This is a genomic window from Metasolibacillus sp. (genome assembly GCF_025291715.1).
Lineage (GTDB): Bacteria > Bacillota > Bacilli > Bacillales_A > Planococcaceae > Metasolibacillus > Metasolibacillus louembei.
Genome location: NZ_JAMBIZ010000007.1, coordinates 19,432 through 39,201, shown reverse-complemented (window position 1 = coordinate 39,201; position 19,770 = coordinate 19,432). Strand labels below are relative to the sequence as shown.

The 19,770-nt window shown below is 38.6% G+C and carries 15 protein-coding genes; 11 read left to right on the top strand and 4 right to left on the bottom strand.

Annotated elements, in window-relative coordinates; all coding sequences use genetic code 11:
- Positions 1-5 precede the first annotated feature (5 nt).
- Together M3Z76_RS06800 and M3Z76_RS06795 are read left to right on the top strand one after the other, a co-directional pair.
- Entirely contained in the window at positions 6-1,235 is a 1,230-nt protein-coding gene (locus M3Z76_RS06800) for an aminopeptidase (RefSeq protein ID WP_293923938.1), read from the top strand.
- A gap of 2 nt (positions 1,236-1,237) precedes the next feature.
- Positions 1,238-2,041, top strand: a complete 804-nt coding sequence (locus M3Z76_RS06795; RefSeq protein ID WP_293923753.1) for an SGNH/GDSL hydrolase family protein — start codon at positions 1,238-1,240, stop codon at positions 2,039-2,041.
- Between the two features lie 122 nt (positions 2,042-2,163).
- On the opposite strand, the gene M3Z76_RS06790 is transcribed toward M3Z76_RS06795, so the two are convergent.
- Positions 2,164-3,792 (bottom strand): glutathione ABC transporter substrate-binding protein, encoded by a 1,629-nt coding sequence (locus M3Z76_RS06790; protein ID WP_293923750.1) that lies wholly within the window; start codon positions 3,790-3,792, stop codon positions 2,164-2,166.
- Between the two features lie 606 nt (positions 3,793-4,398).
- Here M3Z76_RS06790 and nikC point away from each other — a divergent pair.
- From nikC to M3Z76_RS06770, 4 genes are read left to right on the top strand one after another with little or no spacing between them, the layout of a single operon-like run.
- Positions 4,399-5,289, top strand: coding sequence for a nickel transporter permease (gene nikC / locus M3Z76_RS06785; protein ID WP_293923748.1), 891 nt, complete (start codon positions 4,399-4,401; stop codon positions 5,287-5,289).
- 13 nt (positions 5,290-5,302) lie between these two features.
- Positions 5,303-6,268 (top strand): ABC transporter permease, encoded by a 966-nt coding sequence (locus M3Z76_RS06780; protein ID WP_293923745.1) that lies wholly within the window; start codon positions 5,303-5,305, stop codon positions 6,266-6,268.
- A 26-nt stretch (positions 6,269-6,294) separates the two neighbouring features.
- Positions 6,295-7,329 (top strand): ABC transporter ATP-binding protein, encoded by a 1,035-nt coding sequence (locus M3Z76_RS06775; RefSeq protein ID WP_293923742.1) that lies wholly within the window; start codon positions 6,295-6,297, stop codon positions 7,327-7,329.
- Positions 7,301-8,314, top strand: coding sequence for an ABC transporter ATP-binding protein (locus tag M3Z76_RS06770; RefSeq protein ID WP_293923739.1), 1,014 nt, complete (start codon positions 7,301-7,303; stop codon positions 8,312-8,314). The genes M3Z76_RS06775 and M3Z76_RS06770 overlap by 29 nt, the downstream gene beginning before the upstream one ends.
- Positions 8,315-8,462: 148 nt before the next feature.
- Here M3Z76_RS06770 and M3Z76_RS06765 read toward each other — a convergent pair whose 3' ends face one another.
- The gene (locus M3Z76_RS06765; RefSeq protein ID WP_293923738.1) at positions 8,463-8,600 is read right to left on the bottom strand and encodes a hypothetical protein; all 138 of its coding nucleotides are present in this window, start codon (positions 8,598-8,600) and stop codon (positions 8,463-8,465) included.
- Positions 8,601-9,109: 509 nt separating this feature from the next.
- Between M3Z76_RS06765 and M3Z76_RS06760 the strand changes: the two genes are divergently transcribed.
- Together M3Z76_RS06760 and M3Z76_RS06755 are read left to right on the top strand one after the other, a co-directional pair.
- Positions 9,110-10,270 carry an exonuclease SbcCD subunit D gene (locus M3Z76_RS06760; RefSeq protein WP_293923736.1) on the top strand — a complete coding sequence of 387 codons (1,161 nt, stop codon included), beginning with the start codon at positions 9,110-9,112 and terminating at the stop codon, positions 10,268-10,270.
- Positions 10,267-13,359, top strand: coding sequence for an AAA family ATPase (locus tag M3Z76_RS06755; protein ID WP_293923733.1), 3,093 nt, complete (start codon positions 10,267-10,269; stop codon positions 13,357-13,359). Before M3Z76_RS06760 ends, M3Z76_RS06755 begins: the two co-directional genes overlap by 4 nt.
- 281 nt (positions 13,360-13,640) lie before the next feature.
- On the opposite strand, the gene M3Z76_RS06745 is transcribed toward M3Z76_RS06755, so the two are convergent.
- The gene (locus M3Z76_RS06745; protein ID WP_293923729.1) at positions 13,641-13,967 is read right to left on the bottom strand and encodes a magnetosome magnetite crystal formation protein family; all 327 of its coding nucleotides are present in this window, start codon (positions 13,965-13,967) and stop codon (positions 13,641-13,643) included.
- Positions 13,968-14,161: 194 nt separating this feature from the next.
- Between M3Z76_RS06745 and M3Z76_RS06740 the strand changes: the two genes are divergently transcribed.
- Genes M3Z76_RS06740 through M3Z76_RS06730 form a run of 3 tightly spaced genes read left to right on the top strand, consistent with a single transcriptional unit; the run spans position 14,162 to position 17,707 of the window.
- Complete coding sequence (locus M3Z76_RS06740) at positions 14,162-14,914, top strand: DeoR/GlpR family DNA-binding transcription regulator (protein WP_293923727.1); 753 nt, start codon at positions 14,162-14,164, stop codon at positions 14,912-14,914.
- Entirely contained in the window at positions 14,911-15,822 is a 912-nt protein-coding gene (pfkB, locus tag M3Z76_RS06735) for a 1-phosphofructokinase (protein WP_293923725.1), read from the top strand. The genes M3Z76_RS06740 and pfkB overlap by 4 nt, the downstream gene beginning before the upstream one ends.
- 13 nt (positions 15,823-15,835) lie before the next feature.
- Entirely contained in the window at positions 15,836-17,707 is a 1,872-nt protein-coding gene (locus M3Z76_RS06730; RefSeq protein WP_293923724.1) for a PTS fructose transporter subunit IIABC, read from the top strand.
- A gap of 476 nt (positions 17,708-18,183) precedes the next feature.
- Here the strand turns inward: M3Z76_RS06730 and M3Z76_RS06725 are convergent, their stop codons facing one another.
- Positions 18,184-19,749, bottom strand: a complete 1,566-nt coding sequence (locus tag M3Z76_RS06725; protein ID WP_293929626.1) for a sensor domain-containing diguanylate cyclase — start codon at positions 19,747-19,749, stop codon at positions 18,184-18,186.
- Positions 19,750-19,770 lie beyond the last annotated feature (21 nt).

Sequence of the window (19,770 nt, the reverse complement as noted above, 5' to 3'; positions counted from 1 at the left end):
ATATGATGACATTTGAGGAGAAATTAGCGGAATTCGCAGAGCTTGCTGTGCGTGTGGGTGTCAACATTCAGCAAGGACAATATTTATTAATTAATACATCAACAGATACGCTTGATTTTACTCGCTTAGTTGTACAAAAAGCATATGAGGCTGGTGCAGGGCGTGTGCATGTGAATTTAACAGATGCAACATTTGAGCGCGCATTTTTTGAGCATGCAACAACTGAGGAGATTGAGAAGTTTCCAAAATGGATTGTGGCGCAGCGTGAAGAATTGATTGCACGCCAAGGTGCATTATTGTGGATTGATGCAGAGGACCCAGATTTATTAGCAGGTATTGATGTGACAAAGCTAGCTGCACAGCAAAAAGCATCGGGCACAGCGCTCGTGAATTATCGTAAAGCAGTAATGAACGATGATATCGCATGGTCAATTATTGCGGTGCCATCTGTGAAATGGGCGGCAAAAGTATTCCCAAACTTACCAGCAAATGAGCAGGTAAATGCATTATGGGAAGCGATTTTTGCCACAGTGCATATTGGAAAAGGGAATGCTGTAGATAAATGGCAAAACCATGTAGCAAGCTTGGAAGCAAGAGCGGCACAGTTAAATAATAAAAAATATAAAAAGCTCCACTATAAAGCGCCAGGTACAGATTTAACAATTGAGCTGCCAGATAAGCATATTTGGCAATGTGGTAGCAGCAAAACGCCACAGGGCACAATTTTTATTGCAAATATGCCAACAGAAGAAGTATACACTTTGCCAGCGAAATATGGTGTAAACGGTACTGTATCAAACACGAAGCCGCTTGTTTATAAAGGCAATATTATTGATCAATTTATGCTGACATTTGAAGCGGGAAAAATCATCAAGGCACAGGCAGAAGTAGGCAATGATCTGTTACAGGAGCTAATTAGTGCAGATGAAGGATCAGCTTATTTAGGTGAGGTTGCTTTAGTGCCACATGAATCACCTATTTCAGCATCTAATATTTTATATTACAACACATTGTTTGATGAAAATGCATCGAACCATTTAGCAATTGGTGAAGCGTATCCAACGTGCTATGAAGGTGGGCGTGAGCTTGAGGAAGGTCAGCTTGAAGCGTTAGGCATTAATACATCGATTACGCATGAGGATTTTATGATTGGCAGTGGTGAGATGGATATTGATGGTGAGCTAGCAGATGGCACTGTTGAGCCGATTTTCCGTCAAGGAAGCTGGGCGTTTTAGCGATGAAAAAATGGCTTGTGTTACTTTTGCTAATAGTAAGTGCGACAAAGGTAGAGGCACAGGAAATATATATACCGTTAGGGGATTCACTAGCAGCGGGGCAAACACCTTATCGACAAATTGATACAGGTTATACCGATTTAATTGCACTCCGATTAAGCTGTGACAATGATATTCAGTTGTATTCGAAGGAGCTAACATTTCCAGGCTATACAGTGGCAAATGTTTTACAGCGTATCGAACAGCCTGATGCGAAAAGCTTATTATCAAAAGCGACATTAATTACGATTTCAGCAGGAGCAAACGATTTATTACAAATCGTTCAGCATCGACCACAGGAGGGAACATTAACGTTCTCGCAACTAGCTGCTGATTTTTCATTGAATCAAGTGCGACAAAATATGGGCAAGCTGTTACAACAATTAACTGAAGCTGCACCAAATGCTGAAATTTATGTCATGGGCTATTATTTTCCGTACAGTCATGTGCACCCTACGCAAAGGGAAGGGACAGCACAACAATTACAATTATTAAATACCATATTACAGCAACAAGCGGAGGAGCATGGTGCCTCTTTTATTGAAGTTGACTCTAATTTCAATAAGTATTTACCAAATGCGGCAGATGTTCATCCAACAATGGATGGCTATTTAACAATGGCCAATGCATTTTTGCAGCAATATAATGGTACATTTTTAGAAAAAACGATGTTGCCAAAGCCGAATCCAATAAGCTTTGAACAGCTTATACAAGCGGAGCAAAGTAAAACAAAACAAGAAAAAGATTTACGAATGAGCCCTTACTGAGGGGATCAATAGCCCGCTTTGAAAAGCTATATTGAGATGGGATTTTAATTAAAAAGTAAAAGGGTGTCTGAAAAAGCGGCGTATTATATTAGCCTACTTTTCAGACACCCTTATTTTTTTAATTAGTTGTTAATTTTAACGTCTTTTAAGTGGTACATGCTATCAGCAGTTACGCGGAAGCCTGTCACTTTATCAGATACACCAGTTAAAACTGATGGGTGTAAAACGAATGCCATAGGTGCATCTTCTGAGATCATTTGGATTGCATCTTTGTAAATACCTAGACGTGCATCTTGATCTGCTTCACGACGACCAGCATCCAATAAAGCATCTACCTCTGAGTTTGTGTAGAATGAACGGTTACCTGGGTCACCGTGTTGTGATGAGTGGAATAATGCATATAGACCGTAGTCAGCATCACCTGTGCTGTTTGACCATCCTAAGATGAACATTTCATGCTCACCAGCAGCCGTTTTCTCTAAATATGCACCAAATTCCATTACTTCAATGCTTACATCAATATTTAACTGCTTTAAAGCATCCTGTAAAACAACTGCAACATTTTGACGAACTGGATTATCATTTGTCCAAAGTGTTGTTTTAAAGCCATCAGCATAGCCAGCTTCAGCAAGTAAAGCTTTCGCTTCTTCAATGTTGAAATCTGTTGGTGTCACATCTTCTGTATAGCCAAAGATTCCTGGTGAAAGTGGGCTAATTGCAGGAATACCGAAACCTTCGTAAAGACCATCAATGATTGTTTGACGATCAATTGCTTTTGAAATTGCTTGACGTACAAGTGGATTATCGAATGGTGCTTTAGTTGTATTAAAACCAACATATGTTAAAGAACTTGATGCTGTTTCATCAACTGTTGCAACACCTGAACCATTAACATTTGCTACTTGAGCTGGTTCAACAGTACCAATAATATGTGCATTACCTGATTGTAGCTCAGCAACACGTGTAGCCATTTCTGGAATAACTTTAATTGTTACACTATCAATATGTGCTGGTGTACCCCAGTAGCTTGGATTTTTTTCAAGTTTAATTTCGTTACCTGGCGCCCAAGATACGAATTTGAATGGACCAGTACCAACTGGTGCTGTAGCGATAACAGAACCTGCAAGCGTATCGCCTGAAATTGCTGCATAATCCTCATCAATCGATTTTGGAGAAATGATGCCACCACCGTTATGTGTTAAGTGGGCAAGTAACGGTGAGAATGGATATTCTGTTACAAATTGTACAGTTGTTTCATCAATAACGTTTACTTCTGTTACCATTTCATATAAAAATGCACGTGGAGAAGCGACAACAGGGTCTAAAAGACGATCAAAGTTTTTCTTTACTGCTTCCGCATTGAAAGCTTCACCGTCATGGAAAGTTACGCCAGTGCGTAGTTTAAATTCCCAAGTTAATTCATCAACTTGTGACCATGACTCTGCTAAGCCAGGAGCTAGGTCGCCGTTTGCATCACGAACAACTAAAGTTTCATAAATTTGACCTTGAACATTTGAAGATGGAACATCATTTGAACCGTGTGGGTCTAATGATGAAGCATCCGATAACTCAGCAATAATTAAATCGCCACCACTTTCCCCAGATGTATCAGTGCCTTCTGTTTTTGTGCCTTCATTTGAAGTGCCTTCTTTCTCTGCCTCTTCTTTATCACCGCTACCACATGCTGCTAAAACAAGTGTTAACGTTAAAGTTAAGAAGAGTAGCCATAATGACTTTTTTGAAAATGTCATACGGAAAATCCCCCTTGGAAAAATTATTCTAGAATATTACAAGGTTGTAACATCTGGTTAGAATATACCATACCTCCCTCTAAGCAGGCAATAAATTGTTTAAAAATAGAGATTTTTCTTTTAATTACGTTGTTTATAAAAAGTTAATACTATAAAATAGATGAAAGAGTAAACCTTTTCAAAACATACATTTTTACAGGTTTCGACAACAAAACACAATAGACTTTAGAAAAGAAATTATTCGCCAAAAAGTAATATTATATTTTAGAACAATCAAAAAACTATTGAAAAAACGCTATATTCATAGCTATACTGTTATTCATACTAATGTAATCTTTATCTTGATTCAGCAATATTCCTTCTTGTACGAAAATAGTGTGATTGCCTACATTTTTTGTATTAACTATTTTTTTAGTACGAAAGTAGGGCATCATCGACAGCAAATATTTTAAATCATCGGCAATAGAGGTAGCAGGATGAAGAAAAGATTTTGCCGATGTTACAGGTTTGCATAAATAAATTTGAGGGGTAATTTGCAAAAAGGTTAACAAAGGCACAAGGGTAAAAAATTATCTGAAAAATTCGATTAATGAAAGGATGGTCACAATGAGCGTGCAAACTGAAAAGGTACAAACGCAAGCAAGAAGTAATCCACGAGTAGAAGCTTTTAAAACCTTCTCAAAAAGATTGCTGAAAAATAAAGCCGCAGTAGTCGGAGGCTTAATTATTTTGTTCATCATAATAGTTGGCATAATCGGTCCGCTATTTATGAAAACAGATCCGAATGCACAAGATTTAATAAATAAACTCCAACCACCTTCAAAAGAGCACTGGTTTGGAACAGATAACTTCGGACGAGATATTTTTACTCGTATCATTTTCGGTACACAGCTAACATTGAAAGTTGGATTTTTATCCGTATTTATTGGAGGCGTTGCGGGTGTCGTATTAGGAATTGTAGCAGGCTACTACGGTGGCATGGTTGATACGATCACAATGCGTATTATGGATGTTTTATTAGCTTTCCCAGGTATTTTATTAGCATTAGCTATCGTATCTGTATTGGGTGGTAGTTTAACAAATGTAATTATTGCGGTAGGTATTTTCTCTGTACCAGCATTTGCTCGAATTGTTCGAGGGTCTACGCTACAGGTGAAAAAATTGGAATATATTGATGCTGTGAAGGCGCTCGGTGCGAGTGATGGACGTATTATTTTCCTACATATTTTACCGAATATTATGTCACCGATTATCGTTCAAGCAACGATGCGTATTGCAACAGCTATTTTAACTGCCTCTGGCTTAGCTTTCTTAGGTCTAGGTGCACAACCGCCAGCTCCAGAATGGGGTGCAATGTTAAACGATGGACGTACTTATATGCATAATGCAAGCCATATGGTAATGTTCCCAGGAATGATGATTATTATTGTTGTATTAGCATTTAATATATTCGGAGATGGTCTACGTGATGCACTAGATCCAAAAATGAAGCAATAAAGGAGGGGCAGCTATGACAAAATATATTATTCGTCGTTTGTTACAAACGATTCCAGTATTAATTGGGGTATCGATTTTAGTATTTTCATTGATGTTCCTTATTCCTGGAGATCCTGCACGCGTAATGGCTGGTGAAGGTGCTTCAGAGCAAACAATTGAAAACTTACGTGAAAAATTAGGGTTAAACGACCCTGCATATGTACAGTATGGACGCTTTATTACAAGTGCAGTAAAGGGTGACTTAGGAAATTCTGTGCGCACAGGGCGACCTGTAATGGATGAAATTTCGGCACGTTTTTGGATTACGGTTGAATTAGCAATATACTCAACAATTGTAGCGGTATTTATCGGCTTAATCGCAGGTATTATTTCCGCTGTACGTCATTACACTTTAACGGATATTTTCATAATGATTATCGCGTTATTTGGCTTATCGATGCCAAACTTTTGGCTCGGCTTAGTATTAATTCAATGGTTCGCACTAGGAAACTTACCTTTTGGTACGGACATGCCTGAATGGCTATTTAACATTGTGCAAATGCGGCCATCTGGTTGGGGAGAATCATGGCGACAGATGGTGCTACCAGTTATTACATTAGGTACAGGTGGGGCAGCGATTATCGCACGTATGACACGTTCCTCGATGCTTGAAGTTATTGGGCAGGATTATATTCGTACAGCTCGTGCAAAAGGGGTTTCAGAACGTATCGTTATTTACCGTCACGCACTTAAAAACGCTTTAATTCCTGTTGTAACAGTAATTGGTCTTGAATTTGGTGGTTTCTTAGGTGGAGCAGTATTAACAGAAACGATTTTTGCAATTAACGGTATGGGGCGTTTAACAATTGATGCGATTAGGCAACGGGACTTCCCAATTGTACAAGGAACGGTACTCGTCATATCAGTAATTTTCGTACTTGTAAACTTACTCGTAGATGTTTCATACAAATTATTAAATAAACGAATTGACTTGAATTAGTTGAAAGTGAAATGAGGTGAATCATTGTGACACAACAATTAGACAATATTTTAGAAGTGAATAACTTGCAAACAGTCTTTAGTACCGATGGTGGAGAGGTACGTGCAGTTGATGGTGTAAGCTTTGTTGTACCAAAAGGAAAAACGATTGGTATTGTAGGGGAGTCAGGGTCAGGTAAAAGTATTACTTCCTTATCTATCCTTCGTCTTCTTGCCAAAAACGGGAAGGTACGAGAAGGTGAAATTCTTTTCAAAGGAAAGGATTTACTAAAATTAACAGATAAACAGATGCGCGATATTCGTGGGAATCAAATTTCAATGATTTTCCAGGAGCCGATGACATCGTTAAATCCTGTTTATACGGTAGGTCAGCAAATTAGTGAAACGCTGATTATTCATAAAAAGATTTCAAAGCAAGAGGCGCTAAAGCAATCTGTAGAAATGTTAAAGCTAGTAGGTATCCCTTCTCCGGAAAAGCGTGTCAAACAGTACCCGCATGAGCTTTCAGGAGGGATGCGTCAACGTGTAATGATCGCAATGGCACTTGCGTGTGATCCAGAAATTTTAATCGCGGACGAGCCAACAACAGCACTTGACGTAACAATTCAAGCGCAAATTTTAGAGCTGATTCGTGATTTGCAAGATCGTTTAGGTATGTCTGTTATTATGATTACACATGATTTAGGCGTTGTTGCAGAAACATGTGATTATGTTGCGGTTATGTATGCAGGTCAAGTAGTAGAGTATTCAGATGTACGTTCACTCTTTAAAAATCCAAAGCATCCATATACATTAGGACTATTAAATTCATTGCCTCGTCATGATGTGGACCAAGAACAGCTAATTCCGATTAAAGGGATGGTTCCTAGCCCACATGAAATGCCTGTAGGTTGTCGTTTTGCACCGCGTTGCCCAGTAGCTACGCAAGGCTGTCATAGTAAGCCACCAACTCTTGAAACTATCGGAGCAAATGAGCAAATTCGTTGCTGGATGTATTCAGATGAGTGGGACGGCGATTCGGAGGTGACGCTATATGGCGAAAAAAGAACTGTTAAAGGTTGAGGGGTTAAAGCAGTATTTTCCGATTAAAGGTGGATTTCTTGGACGTACAGTAAATCATGTAAAAGCGTTAGATGGCGTGACATTCACGATTTACGAAGGTGAAACTGTAAGTATCGTAGGAGAATCAGGCTGTGGGAAATCAACAACTGGACGTGCTATTTTACGATTAGAGGAGCCAACGGAGGGCGTTGTAGAGTTCCAAGGTACTGATTTGACTAAAATTTCGAAAAAAGAAATGCGTAAGTTCCGTAAAGATTTACAAATCATTTTCCAGGACCCTTACGCTTCAATCAATCCGCGCCAAACAGTAGCAGCTGTATTGAATGAGGCGATGCAAATTCAAAATGTTTTACCGCCGAATCAGCGTCGTGCACGTATCGAGGAGTTATTGGAAACAGTAGGCTTACGTCCATATCAGGCAGACCGTTATCCACATGAGTTTTCAGGAGGTCAACGTCAACGTATCGGTATTGCACGTGCTCTTTCTGTAAATCCAAAGCTGATTATTTGTGATGAAGCTGTATCTGCACTCGACGTATCAATTCAAGCACAAGTATTAAATTTATTAGAGGAATTACAAAATGAATATGGTTTAACATATTTATTTATTTCTCATGATTTAGGTGTAGTACGTCATATTTCAGATCGCATTATCGTAATGTACTTAGGGAAAATTGTGGAGATTGCGGATAAGGTTAGCTTATTTGAAAATCCACAGCACCCATATACGAAAGCATTATTATCGGCGATTCCTGTGCCAGATCCAGATGCGAAAAAAGAGCGTATTATTTTAAAAGGTGATGTCCCTTCACCAATCGATCCACCAAATGGTTGTCGCTTCCATACACGTTGCCCATTTGCGACAGATAAATGTCGTACTGAGGAGCCGCTATTGCGCACATCTAATTTGATGAAAGAAGGACATCAAGCTGCGTGTCATTACATGGAAGATATCACGAACGGTAAAATGCAACCGAATTACTAAAAAGACAAGCTGTAGGGAGCTCGATTCCTTGCAGTTTTTCTTTTTATGCAAACTGTATAAATAATCTCCATAGAAAAAGCCACAAACACTGTTAAATCAGGATTCGTGGCTTTTTAATACACTTACTATAAACTTTTATCTTTTAAAATTATGCAAATGGACAAGGACCAGCACTCTTGCCACAATGTATTGCTCCGTAATAAGGATTAACTTCCCCAGCAAAAGCACCAGTTGATCCTATAAGTAATACAGCGGCACAAAAAACTGAAGCAATAATTTTCTTCATAATTTCACCTTCAAATAACATAATAACAATATTTTACCATAAAATCCTTAAGATTTCAACTTATTATTTTTTGAAGATGGATACAAAAGTAATAATCCACATAGCTATAATTACATACATTAAAGCTATAAAAAGAAGTTTATTATCAGCAAAACAAAATGAAATCATAGTATAAATAATAGCCAGTGCGAATGCTTGTTTAGTTTTACCTTCTTTTCCGAAGTTAAACTGGTAGTGTAAGAAAATCACAGTGAATAGTGTTAATAGCCAAAAAGTAATAATTTAAACACACCCTCTTAAATAACAAAATATAGAATCTATTACATATAACTATAGCTGAATTAGATTATTTTAACATTACTAAATTTAAAAAGCTTAATGTTAATCAGCTAGAAACATGTAAATATTCTTTAATGGATGTCATTATACTAAGGTATAATTTGATGGTACTATTACTTTGAGACAGCTAATATTTAAAGCAGAAATTAACTATAAAGAAGGTGGTAATAGTGAAAATTTTCCATACAGCCGATTGGCATTTAGGAAAGCTTGTTCAAGGCGTTCATATGACAGAGGATCAGCGCTTTATATTGGAGCAGTTTATTGCAGCAATTGACGAAGAACAGCCAGATGTCGTGATTATTGCAGGTGATTTGTATGATCGAGCAATTCCACCAGTAGAGGCGGTCGATTTATTAGATGATATATTGAATAAAATTACGTTGCAACGAAAAATCCCTGTGCTAGCTATCGCAGGAAATCATGATAGTCCAACGCGTCTAAGATTTGGGCAGCAATTAATGGAGCAAGCTGGATTACATATTGCTGGCGATTTTAGTGAGCACCGGAGACCTGTCGTGTTAAATGATGAGCATGGTGAAGTTCATTTTCATCTCATTCCGTTTGCTGAGCCTGCAACAGTAAAGGCCGTGTTACAAGAGAGCACAATACTTACATACGATGATGCAATGAAAAAAACAATTGAACAAATTACACCAACTTTAGATGCTAATGCACGTCATGTGGCGATTGCTCATGCCTTTGTGACACCGAATGGAGAAAAGCAAGAGAATACGAGCGACTCGGAGCGCCCGCTTGCAATTGGTGGCTCGGAATGTGTTGATGCACATTATTTTGCTCCATTTCACTACACAGCATTAGGGCATTTGCATCAGGCGCACTATGTGTTGAATGAGACGATTCGTTATGCGGGCTCACCACTTAAATATTCTATATCTGAAGCAGCACATGAAAAAGGCTTTTTGATAATTGATTTAGCTGCTGATGGCATAGTAACGGTGACAAAACAACCGCTTATTCCACGTCGTAATTTACGTATTGTAGAAGGCACATTACAGGAGATTTTGCAGCATAAAAAAAGTGAGGACTATGTTTTCATTCGTTTGACAGACATAACTCCTGTTATAGGGGCTATGGAGCAAATTCGTACCGTTTATAAAAATGCATTGCACGTAGAGAGAAAGGCAATAGTTGTTGAACGAGAGAAAGAACAGGTGATCATGCGTGATCAATTGGATGAACGCACATTATTTCAAGGCTTTATGAAGGAAATGACAGGAGACGAACCTTCGCAATATGCGCTTCAATTGTTTGATGAGGCATTGCAGGAGCTGTTACAGGAAGAGCGCGAGGAGGAAACGGTGGAATGAAACCAATTCGTTTAACATTGCAAGCATTTGGTCCTTTTAAGAAAAAAGAGGTCATCGATTTTACAGAGCTACAAAAGCATCGCTTATTCGTCATTTCTGGGCAAACAGGTGCAGGGAAGACGACAATTTTTGATGGTATTACCTTTGCATTATACGGTGTTGCTAGTGGACAAGATCGTAAAGAAAATAAATCGATACGTAGCGACTTTGCTGAGGACGATGTGCATACAGCGGTAGAGCTAGTGTTTGAAGTACGTGGTAACCTATATCGAATAAAGCGTCAGCTTGCACATATTAAAAAAGGGCGTAAAACAGCGAGTGGAGAAGCCTATGAATTTATGCACATACAGGAGAATGGTACAGAAAAGCCTGCTGTCGAGCGACAAAAGGTGACGGAAATTAATAAAAAAATTGAGGAGCTCATCGGTTTATCCTACGATCAATTTAGCCAAATTATTATGCTGCCACAAGGTGAGTTTCGTAAGCTATTAACATCACAATCGGATAATAAAGAGGCCATTTTGCGCAAAATTTTTAAGACGGAGCGCTATGGGGAAATTGCAAAAAAGCTTGAAACAAAAAAACAGGAGGCAGAACGTCTGCAAAAAATGGCTGTTGCTCGCAGTGAAAGCTATGTTGAGCAGCTTGCAGGAGCACTGCCAGAGCGCGATTCGCAGCTTTTTGAACGCTTGAATGGGGAGGCCAATTTATATCAAATAGATGAAGCATTAGCGTCTGAGCTGCAATATTATGAAATGAAGGCAGCTGCTGATGAGCAGCTCTATCAGCAAGCATTTGCCAAGCATGAGGAGCAGCAAAAAGCTGTGCTAGAATGGCAGCGTCTAAATGAAAGAATTGAGTTTTTTGAAAAAAAGCAGCAAGAGCTTATAAATAAAAAAGCAGATGAGGCTATATTTGAAAGCAAGAAAAAAGAATATGAAGCTGCAATGAAAGCACAGCAGCTATTACCGATTGCTGAGCAGTGTACACAGCTGAAGGATGAAGTAACAAGGAAATCAACACAGTTAACTGTATTATTAGAGAAGCAGCAGCAATTGCAACTAGCACAGCAGCAAGCATATGAGCTATTGCAAGCAGAAAAAGAGCGTGAAGAGGAACGAATTGCTTATCAACAAGAGCTGCTACAGCTAGAGAAAATTAAACCATTATATGAGGAAATCATGCTGTTAACAGCTGAGGTGGAAAAAAAGCAACAAGAGCTTGAGCGTCAGCAGCAAACGATAGAAAAAAATAATAGGCAAGTGGAGAAGCTAAAGCTGCAACTGAATGAGCAACAATATGTGATTGAACAGCAAGAAGAGCAGGTCGCTGCTCTACCCAAATTATTAGAGCAACAGCAACGTTTTAAGGAAGTTGTAGCTTTATTCGAAAAGCTTACAGATATGAATAGAACAGAGCAGCAGCTTACAGAGCAGCTTTCTTATATAGGGCAAAAATATAATGACGCACAAATGCTCTATGATGAAAAAATGGAGCGCTGGCTTGCAAACCAAGCGCATATACTCGCATTGCAATTAGTTGCTGGAGAGCCTTGCCCAGTTTGTGGCAGTGTAGAGCATCCAGCGATTAATGACAATGCTAGTGAGCTCATAGAGCAGCCACAGCTTCAGCAATTAAAGGAGCAGGCGAATAAGCTTCACCAGCAATTTATGCAATTAACATCAGCGTATAACCTCACTGTTCAAGGGCAAGAACAGCTATATGAACAGCTTCAGCAGCTAGATGTAGAAAAGAGCGAGGAGCTTTTTTATAAGGAGTGCTATGAGCAAAACAAGACAGAAGTAGCTCAATTCCAGCAAGTAACGCAAAAATTAACGGCTAACCGTCAACAGTTGAAGGAATGGCAGCTGACGATTAGTATGCTTGAACAAACTCAAAAAGACAGCGAGCAGCAATATCAGACGCTGAAAAATGACTTCATTCAACAGCAAACAGTATTACAGCAAAAGCACTTGCATGTACCGTCAGCAATGAAGAACTTGGCACAGTTAGAGGAAATAATAGAGCACAAGCAGCAAGCATTGCAGACGCTCAAGCGAGCATTGAATAAAGCACAGCAAAATTATGATGAGCTACAGGCTGAGCATATAAAAATAGCGGAGAAACATACGTTATCATCAGCACACTATGAAGAATTACAGCAAAAGCTAGCAGCGGTGACGACGCAGTTTAATGAAAAAAGAGAGGCGTTGGGCTTTGCGACAGAGGAAGAATTTATTCAGTGTTGTCGAACACAACAGCAAATTCAATTATTACAGCAGGAATATATGACTTATGCGAAGGAGTTACATGCTTTAACTGTTTTTATCGAGCAAGAGACAGCACAATTAGCAGATGCCAAAAAGGCGGATATTACATTAGCTACAGAGCAATTACTCACATATAAAGAGGCGTATGAAGAAGCTTTAAAAACAGCGAATGCTTCGAAACATTATCAAAAGCTTTGTTTAGATTATAAAGACAAGCTATTGCAAGTAGCTGATGAAATTTATGCATTAACACAAACAACGAATGAGGTTATCATGTTATACAATGTATTGCGTGGGCAAAATGCAAAAAAAATCTCCTTCGAGCGCTATGTACAAATTGGTTATTTAGAGCAAATTACGGAGGCAGCAAATCATCGTTTGAAGCATTTATCGAATGGACAATATCAGCTAGTATGTTCAAATCGTCAAGAATCGCATGGCCGACAAAGTGGATTAAGCTTAGATGTGTATGATAGCTATACAGGGCAAACACGTGATGTAAAATCATTATCAGGAGGGGAAAAGTTCAATGCTTCTCTATGTCTAGCATTAGGGATGGCAGATGTTATCCAAAGCTTCCAAGGCAATGTGCAAATCGATACAATGTTTATTGATGAAGGCTTTGGTTCACTTGATGAGGAAGCTTTAATGCGCGCCATTGATACGTTAATTGATTTGCAAAAATCAGGACGGATGGTTGGAGTCATTTCACATGTAGCAGAGCTAAAGGCAGCGATACCAGCAGTTTTACAAGTTGAAAAATTAAAAGAAGGCTTTAGCCGTACAACGATTAAAGCGCAAGGGTTACATCCTGTATAAAGTGAAACTACCATGACCTGTTAATACAAAATGAAAAGCCAAATGATGACAGAAGTTGCGCTCTGTAGTCATTTGGCTTTTTCATTAATTTTACACTAACTTTTACGACGAGTTGCTGTTGGTTGCTGTTTTTTATCATCTAATATTTTTTTTATAATTGGATATGCAACAGGTGCCCATTTAATAGCTGTTTTCACGATTTTACCGAGTTTCATAATTGATTCGCTCCTTTGACTTCAGCTTGTACTAGTACTATTAGTATACCCAACTACTCGCTTTTACTAAACATTGCGGAATACGAGTACAGCTTGCACGATATTCCAAATGACAAAGCCTAAATATACTAGACCGTAAAGTAGCATACCGCCGAAGCCTGCGAAAAATAGTGTTGCGTCTTCCTGAGCCCCGCCAAAAATTGTTGTAAAGAGGAAGAAAACCCCTGCTAATAAGCCTAATCCAATTGGAATAATATGTGAAATAAGAGCGCGCTTTGCATGACGGCGAACATCGCTATCTTGAGAAACTAGCCAAATAATAATTGGTGCTATAAACGGTGCGAAGAAAATGCTTAAATAGCTTAATGCACTTAAAATTCTACGATCTTCCATCAAATCATCCCCTTAAAAGTTTTACTATTTATACGCATGAGCATATGCGGAAGTTTCAACAATTATCGCTTCCATCTCTAAAAAATTGCTTGATGAACAAAAATGAATTTTTTTGAAGGTTTTTGAAAGAAAGTTGTTGATTTATTTTAAAATTCGAACTAATATAGAGATAACAACATAGCGGAGGTGGAGAGATGTTAACAGTTGAACGACAACGCTTAATTCGAGAGCTACTAAAACAACAAGATATTGTTACGATGCAAGAGCTAATCGAGATAACAAATGCCTCTGAATCGACGATTAGGCGAGATTTAATTCAGCTAGAGAAGGCAAAAGTATTAAAGCGTATTCATGGCGGTGCAGCAAGGCTGCAAGGTAAGCTAGTTGAGCCGAGCGTTTCTGAAAAATCCTCCAAAAACCTCAGCTCAAAGAAAGCGCTTGCATCATTTGCTGCAAACTTAATAGAAGATGGAGATTGCATTTATTTAGATGCAGGCACAACGGTTTATGAAATGATTCCATATTTACAAGCGAAGCAAGTAGTTGTCGTAACAAACAGTGCTTACCACCTTGATTTGTTAATAGAGAACAATATTAAAACCTATTTAATTGGTGGGGCAATTAAGCATCAAACGAAGGCAATGGTTGGGCAAGGAGCCGTTATTAGCCTAGAGCAATATCGCTTTGATAAATGCTTTATTGGGGCAAATGGTGTCCATCTAGAATATGGCTACACAACACCAGACCCAGAGGAAGCGATGATTAAAATGACAGCAATTCGCTTAGCACAGGAAGCATATGTCTTAGTGGATGATTCAAAATTCAACGAAGTATTCTTTGCTAAAATAGCTGATTTGCGGGAAGCTACGATTATTACGAATAACATTAAAGAAAGTCTGCATAAAGCGTTACAGGCAAAAACAAATGTAAAGGTGGTTAAAGCATGATTTATACGATGACATTAAATCCATCTATTGATTTTATCGTGGAGGTAGCTGATTTTGAAATCGGTATATTGAATAAAATCCAAAAGGAAGCGAAGTTCCCTGGCGGTAAAGGTATTAACGTTTCACAAGTATTGAAGCGACTAGGGACGGATAATAAGGCATTAGGCTTTGTTGGTGGCTTTACAGGTGATTATATTGTAGATTCCTTAAAACAAAGAGGCATTGTCACAGACTTTGTTGAGGTACAAGAGGATACGCGTATTAATATTAAGCTAAAGACGGGACAAGAAACAGAAATTAACGGACAAGGTCCAACAATTCAGGAGCCTGAATTAACCGCATTATTAAATAAGATTGATGCATTAACTGCTAATGATGTGCTCGTATTAGCCGGGAGCATCCCACAGTCTTTGCCCGTAACAATTTATGAAACATTGGCGTCTATTGCAACCAAAAAGGGGGCAAAGGTTGTCGCAGATACAACAGGAGAAGTGCTGCTAAATGTTTTACCAAATAAACCTTTTTTAATTAAACCAAACCATCATGAGCTTGGTGAGTTGTTTGATGTAAAAATTGAAACGGTGGAGGAGGCTGTTCCTTACGGTAAGCGCCTTGTTGAAATGGGCGCACAGCACGTTATCGTGTCGATGGCTGGTGCAGGGGCATTGTTATTTAGCGAAGATGTTGCGCTCTATGCAAACGTGCCAAAAGGTGTGCTGAAAAATTCAGTAGGTGCAGGTGACTCTGTCGTAGCAGGTTTTTTAAGCAATTATTTCCGAACTGGTGATGTGCAGCAAGCTTTTAAGTACGGCGTAGCATCAGGAAGTGCGACCGCATTTTCCCCAGAATTATGTACACAGCAAGAAGTTGAGGAGCTACTTCCTCAAATTAAACTAACAACAATGTAAGGAGGAGAGAACAATGAGAATTACAGAGCTGTTGAAAAAAGAGACAATGATTTTAAACTTATCATCCACTTCTAAGGAAGCGGTGATTGATGAGCTAGTAGCGAAATTGGATAGAGCGGGTAGATTAGCAGATGCTAAAGCTTATAAAGAGGCAATTTTAGCACGTGAGGCACAAAGCACGACAGGTATTGGCGAAGGTGTAGCGATTCCGCATGCAAAAACAAATGCTGTACGCACACCGGCACTTGCTTTTGGGCGCTCACAGGCAGGCGTTGATTATGATGCACTAGATGGTCAGCCTAGTCATTTATTTTTCATGATTGCAGCGTCAGAAGGTGCAAATAACACGCATCTAGAAACGTTATCACGTTTATCGATGTTATTAATGGACCCTGCCTTCCGCGAGCAGTTAATGCAGGCACAATCGGAAGATGAGATTTTAGCATTGATTGATAGTCAAGACAAAGAGGATGAGGAAGAAGAGGTCGCACCAACGCAGACAGCAACTTCATCAAAAGGGCTGATTTTAGCGGTAACAGCTTGTCCAACAGGTATCGCACATACGTATATGGCAGCGGATGCATTAAAAAATAAAGCGGCTGAAATGGGCGTTGACATTAAAGTTGAAACGAATGGCTCAACAGGTGTGAAAAACGCCTTAACAGCAGATGAAATTGCCAATGCAACAGCAATTATTGTTGCGGCAGATAAGCAAGTAGAAATGGCTCGTTTTGCAGGCAAGCATGTAATTCAAGTACCTGTAGCAGACGGTATTCGTAAAACACAGCAATTGATTGAACGCGCCGTTAAACAAGACGCGCCAGTTTATCAATCATCAGGCAAGCAAGAAGGCGAAGAGAAGCAACAACGTACAGGCTTTTATAAGCATTTAATGAATGGTGTATCGAATATGTTACCATTCGTTGTTGGTGGCGGTATTTTAATCGCCATTTCGTTTATGTTTGGGATTCATGCATCTGACCCAAATGACCCTTCCTATAGCCCGATTGCAGCAGCATTAAATACAATCGGTGGCGGTAATGCATTTGGCTTAATGATCCCAGTATTAGCAGCATTTATCGCCATGAGTATTGCAGATCGACCAGGCTTTGCGCCAGGTATGGTTGGTGGTTTAATGGCTGCAACTGGTGGAGCAGGTTTCTTAGGTGGATTGATTGCAGGTTTCTTAGCAGGTTATTTAGTGCTTGGCTTGAAAAAAGTATTTGATAAATTACCAGCATCATTAGAAGGTGTTAAACCAGTATTGCTATATCCGTTATTCGGTATTTTATTTACAGGGCTTATTATGACGTATATTGTGATTGAGCCAGTTAAAGGCATTAATGAAGCAATTACAACATTTTTATCTGGTATGGGAACAGGTAACTTAATATTACTTGGTTTATTACTTGGCGGTATGATGGCGATTGATATGGGTGGTCCGATTAATAAAGCGGCATTTACATTCGGTATCGCCATGATTGATGCAGGAAATTTCGGACCGCATGCAGCCGTTATGGCTGGTGGTATGGTTCCACCACTAGGCGTTGCATTTGCTACAACGTTCTTCAAAAATAAATTTACGAAGAGTGAAAAAGATGCAGGGAAAACTTGTTATATTATGGGCGCCTCGTTCATTACAGAAGGGGTAATTCCATTTGCAGCAGCAGACCCTGTACGTGTGATTACAGCATCTGTTATCGGCTCAGCTATTGCAGGGGCATTAACGATGGTATTCGGTATCGGTCTTCCAGCACCACATGGTGGATTATTCGTATTCCCTGTTGTGGAAGGTAATCCATTCTTGTACTTATTAGCTGTATTAATCGGTGCAGCTGTCACAGCAATTATTTTAGGCTTTATTAAAAAGCCTGTAACAGAATAGCTTTCAATGTTTAGTTATAAAAACAGGTTGCTTCATTTATTTTGAATGAGGCAGCCTGTTTTTTTAGACAATTGAAATATGAGCAAGTCGCGAATAAATCAAGAAAGTCGTGAATAGAATGAGCAACTCGCAAATAAATCAGAGAAGTCGCAAATAAAATCCGGAAAGCGCAAATAAATCAGAGAAGTCGCAAATAAAATGAGCAACCCGCAAATAAAGTCAGAGAAGTCGCAAATAAAATGAGCAACCCGCAAATAAAGTCAGAGAAGTCGCAAATAAAATGGGCAACCCGCAAATAAAGTCAGAGAAGTCGCAAATAAAATGAGCAACCCGCAAATATATCAGAGAAGTCGCAAATAAAATGAGCAACCCGCAAATAAATCAGAGAAGTCACAAATAAAACAAGCAACCCGCAAATAAATTAAGGAGCCAAATTGTGAAAAATTAGGCGGCTCCCTTTTCAATGCTTTTTACAATCAAATATTTTTAGATTGCTTCTCTTTCATCATCGCTTTTATTCTTTTTTTATCCGCATACATACTGAAATCGGCAACATGGAATAGCTCCTCAAATGATTTCCCCTCATACGGTGCTAGACTGTAGCCAATGCTTGGAGAAACTTCAAATGATATATTTTCTTCATGTGTAAAGGGCTGTGCTTTAAAAGCTTGTCGTATCGTATTTACATAATGTAATAGCTCTTCCTCATGATCTAAAGTTTGTAGAAATACTGTAAATTCATCACCGCCAAGGCGAGCAACTTTATGTGGCGCAGGGATACATAATGTTAAAATGTTGGCTACATGTTGTAAAACGAAGTCACCAATTTGATGTCCATATGTATCATTGATTTGCTTAAAATAGTTTAAATCTAGCAAAATAAGCGCATTTTGTTGCGTTGGGTTAAGCATTAAATGCTGTGTAACATATTCAACAAAATAAGCACGGTTATATATGCCTGTTAATGAGTCATGGTAGGCTAAATGCTTAATTAAATTTTCCCGTTCAAACTCCGCCGTAATTTCTCTCCATATAATATAATAATATTTTTCAATACCGAGCGTTATAAAAGTAGCGTCAATGGATACTTTCAATATACTTCCGTCACGACTTTTTAAATCAATAATATAATTATGGATGAGCTGCTTTTCTCGAATGGTGGTAATGAGCATATGGATTTGCTGCTGGTTAAATTCGCTACGAGCGGCAACGAGTAAATTTTCCTCACAAGCTTCTTGAGAGGCTAAAAAACGACGAGCACGATCATTAATTTCGATAATATTTAGCTTACAATCAACAACTGTAATAGCAACTGGCATTAGCTCAAAAACAAGACGATAACGTTGACCTATCGAGGGCATTAAATCGAATTTTCGAATACCAATTGTTAACAGGACAACAGTGAAAAAGTTTAACAATAACATAGGAAGTGGAATCAATTTATTCATGCCTAAGCTTAAAACAGCAATATAGCCTAAGACAATGCATGTATAACTAGTCGCTAAAAAAAGCAATAGCTGTTTGCTAATTGAAATGGTTGTTTTAAAAAAACCATAAATAAACATAAATAACGTGATGCAAATAGTAAATGTAGTTAAGCTATGCGCCCAAATATTATAGCTGTGTGCGATTCGATACGTCCAAATACCAATGCGTTCATAGCTTTGCTGCACAGGTGCTATTGGTGAAAGGCTGATAAATAGTTGAACGAGTAATGGTGTATAGAGCGTATAATATAACGCTTTACGAAAATGAATTTTGGCATTTTTAGCAACAAGAGTATAAATTAAATGTAACGTTCCAACCATTGCTAGCACGATAAAAGGACCAACAATTGCTTTGGAAATCAAAGGGTTATATTTTAGTGTGATAAGCTGACGGGTAAACTCTCCTGAAAAAGCGAAAATTAGTGCACCTGTTATAACACATAGTAATCGATTTTCAAGCAATGTCATATTTTTCGTAAATAAAATAACAAGGATAATAAATAAAATAAATATAGGTATGCCGTATACAAGCAAATATATATGAATTGGCTGCATTAAAAACACTCCTATTACAGT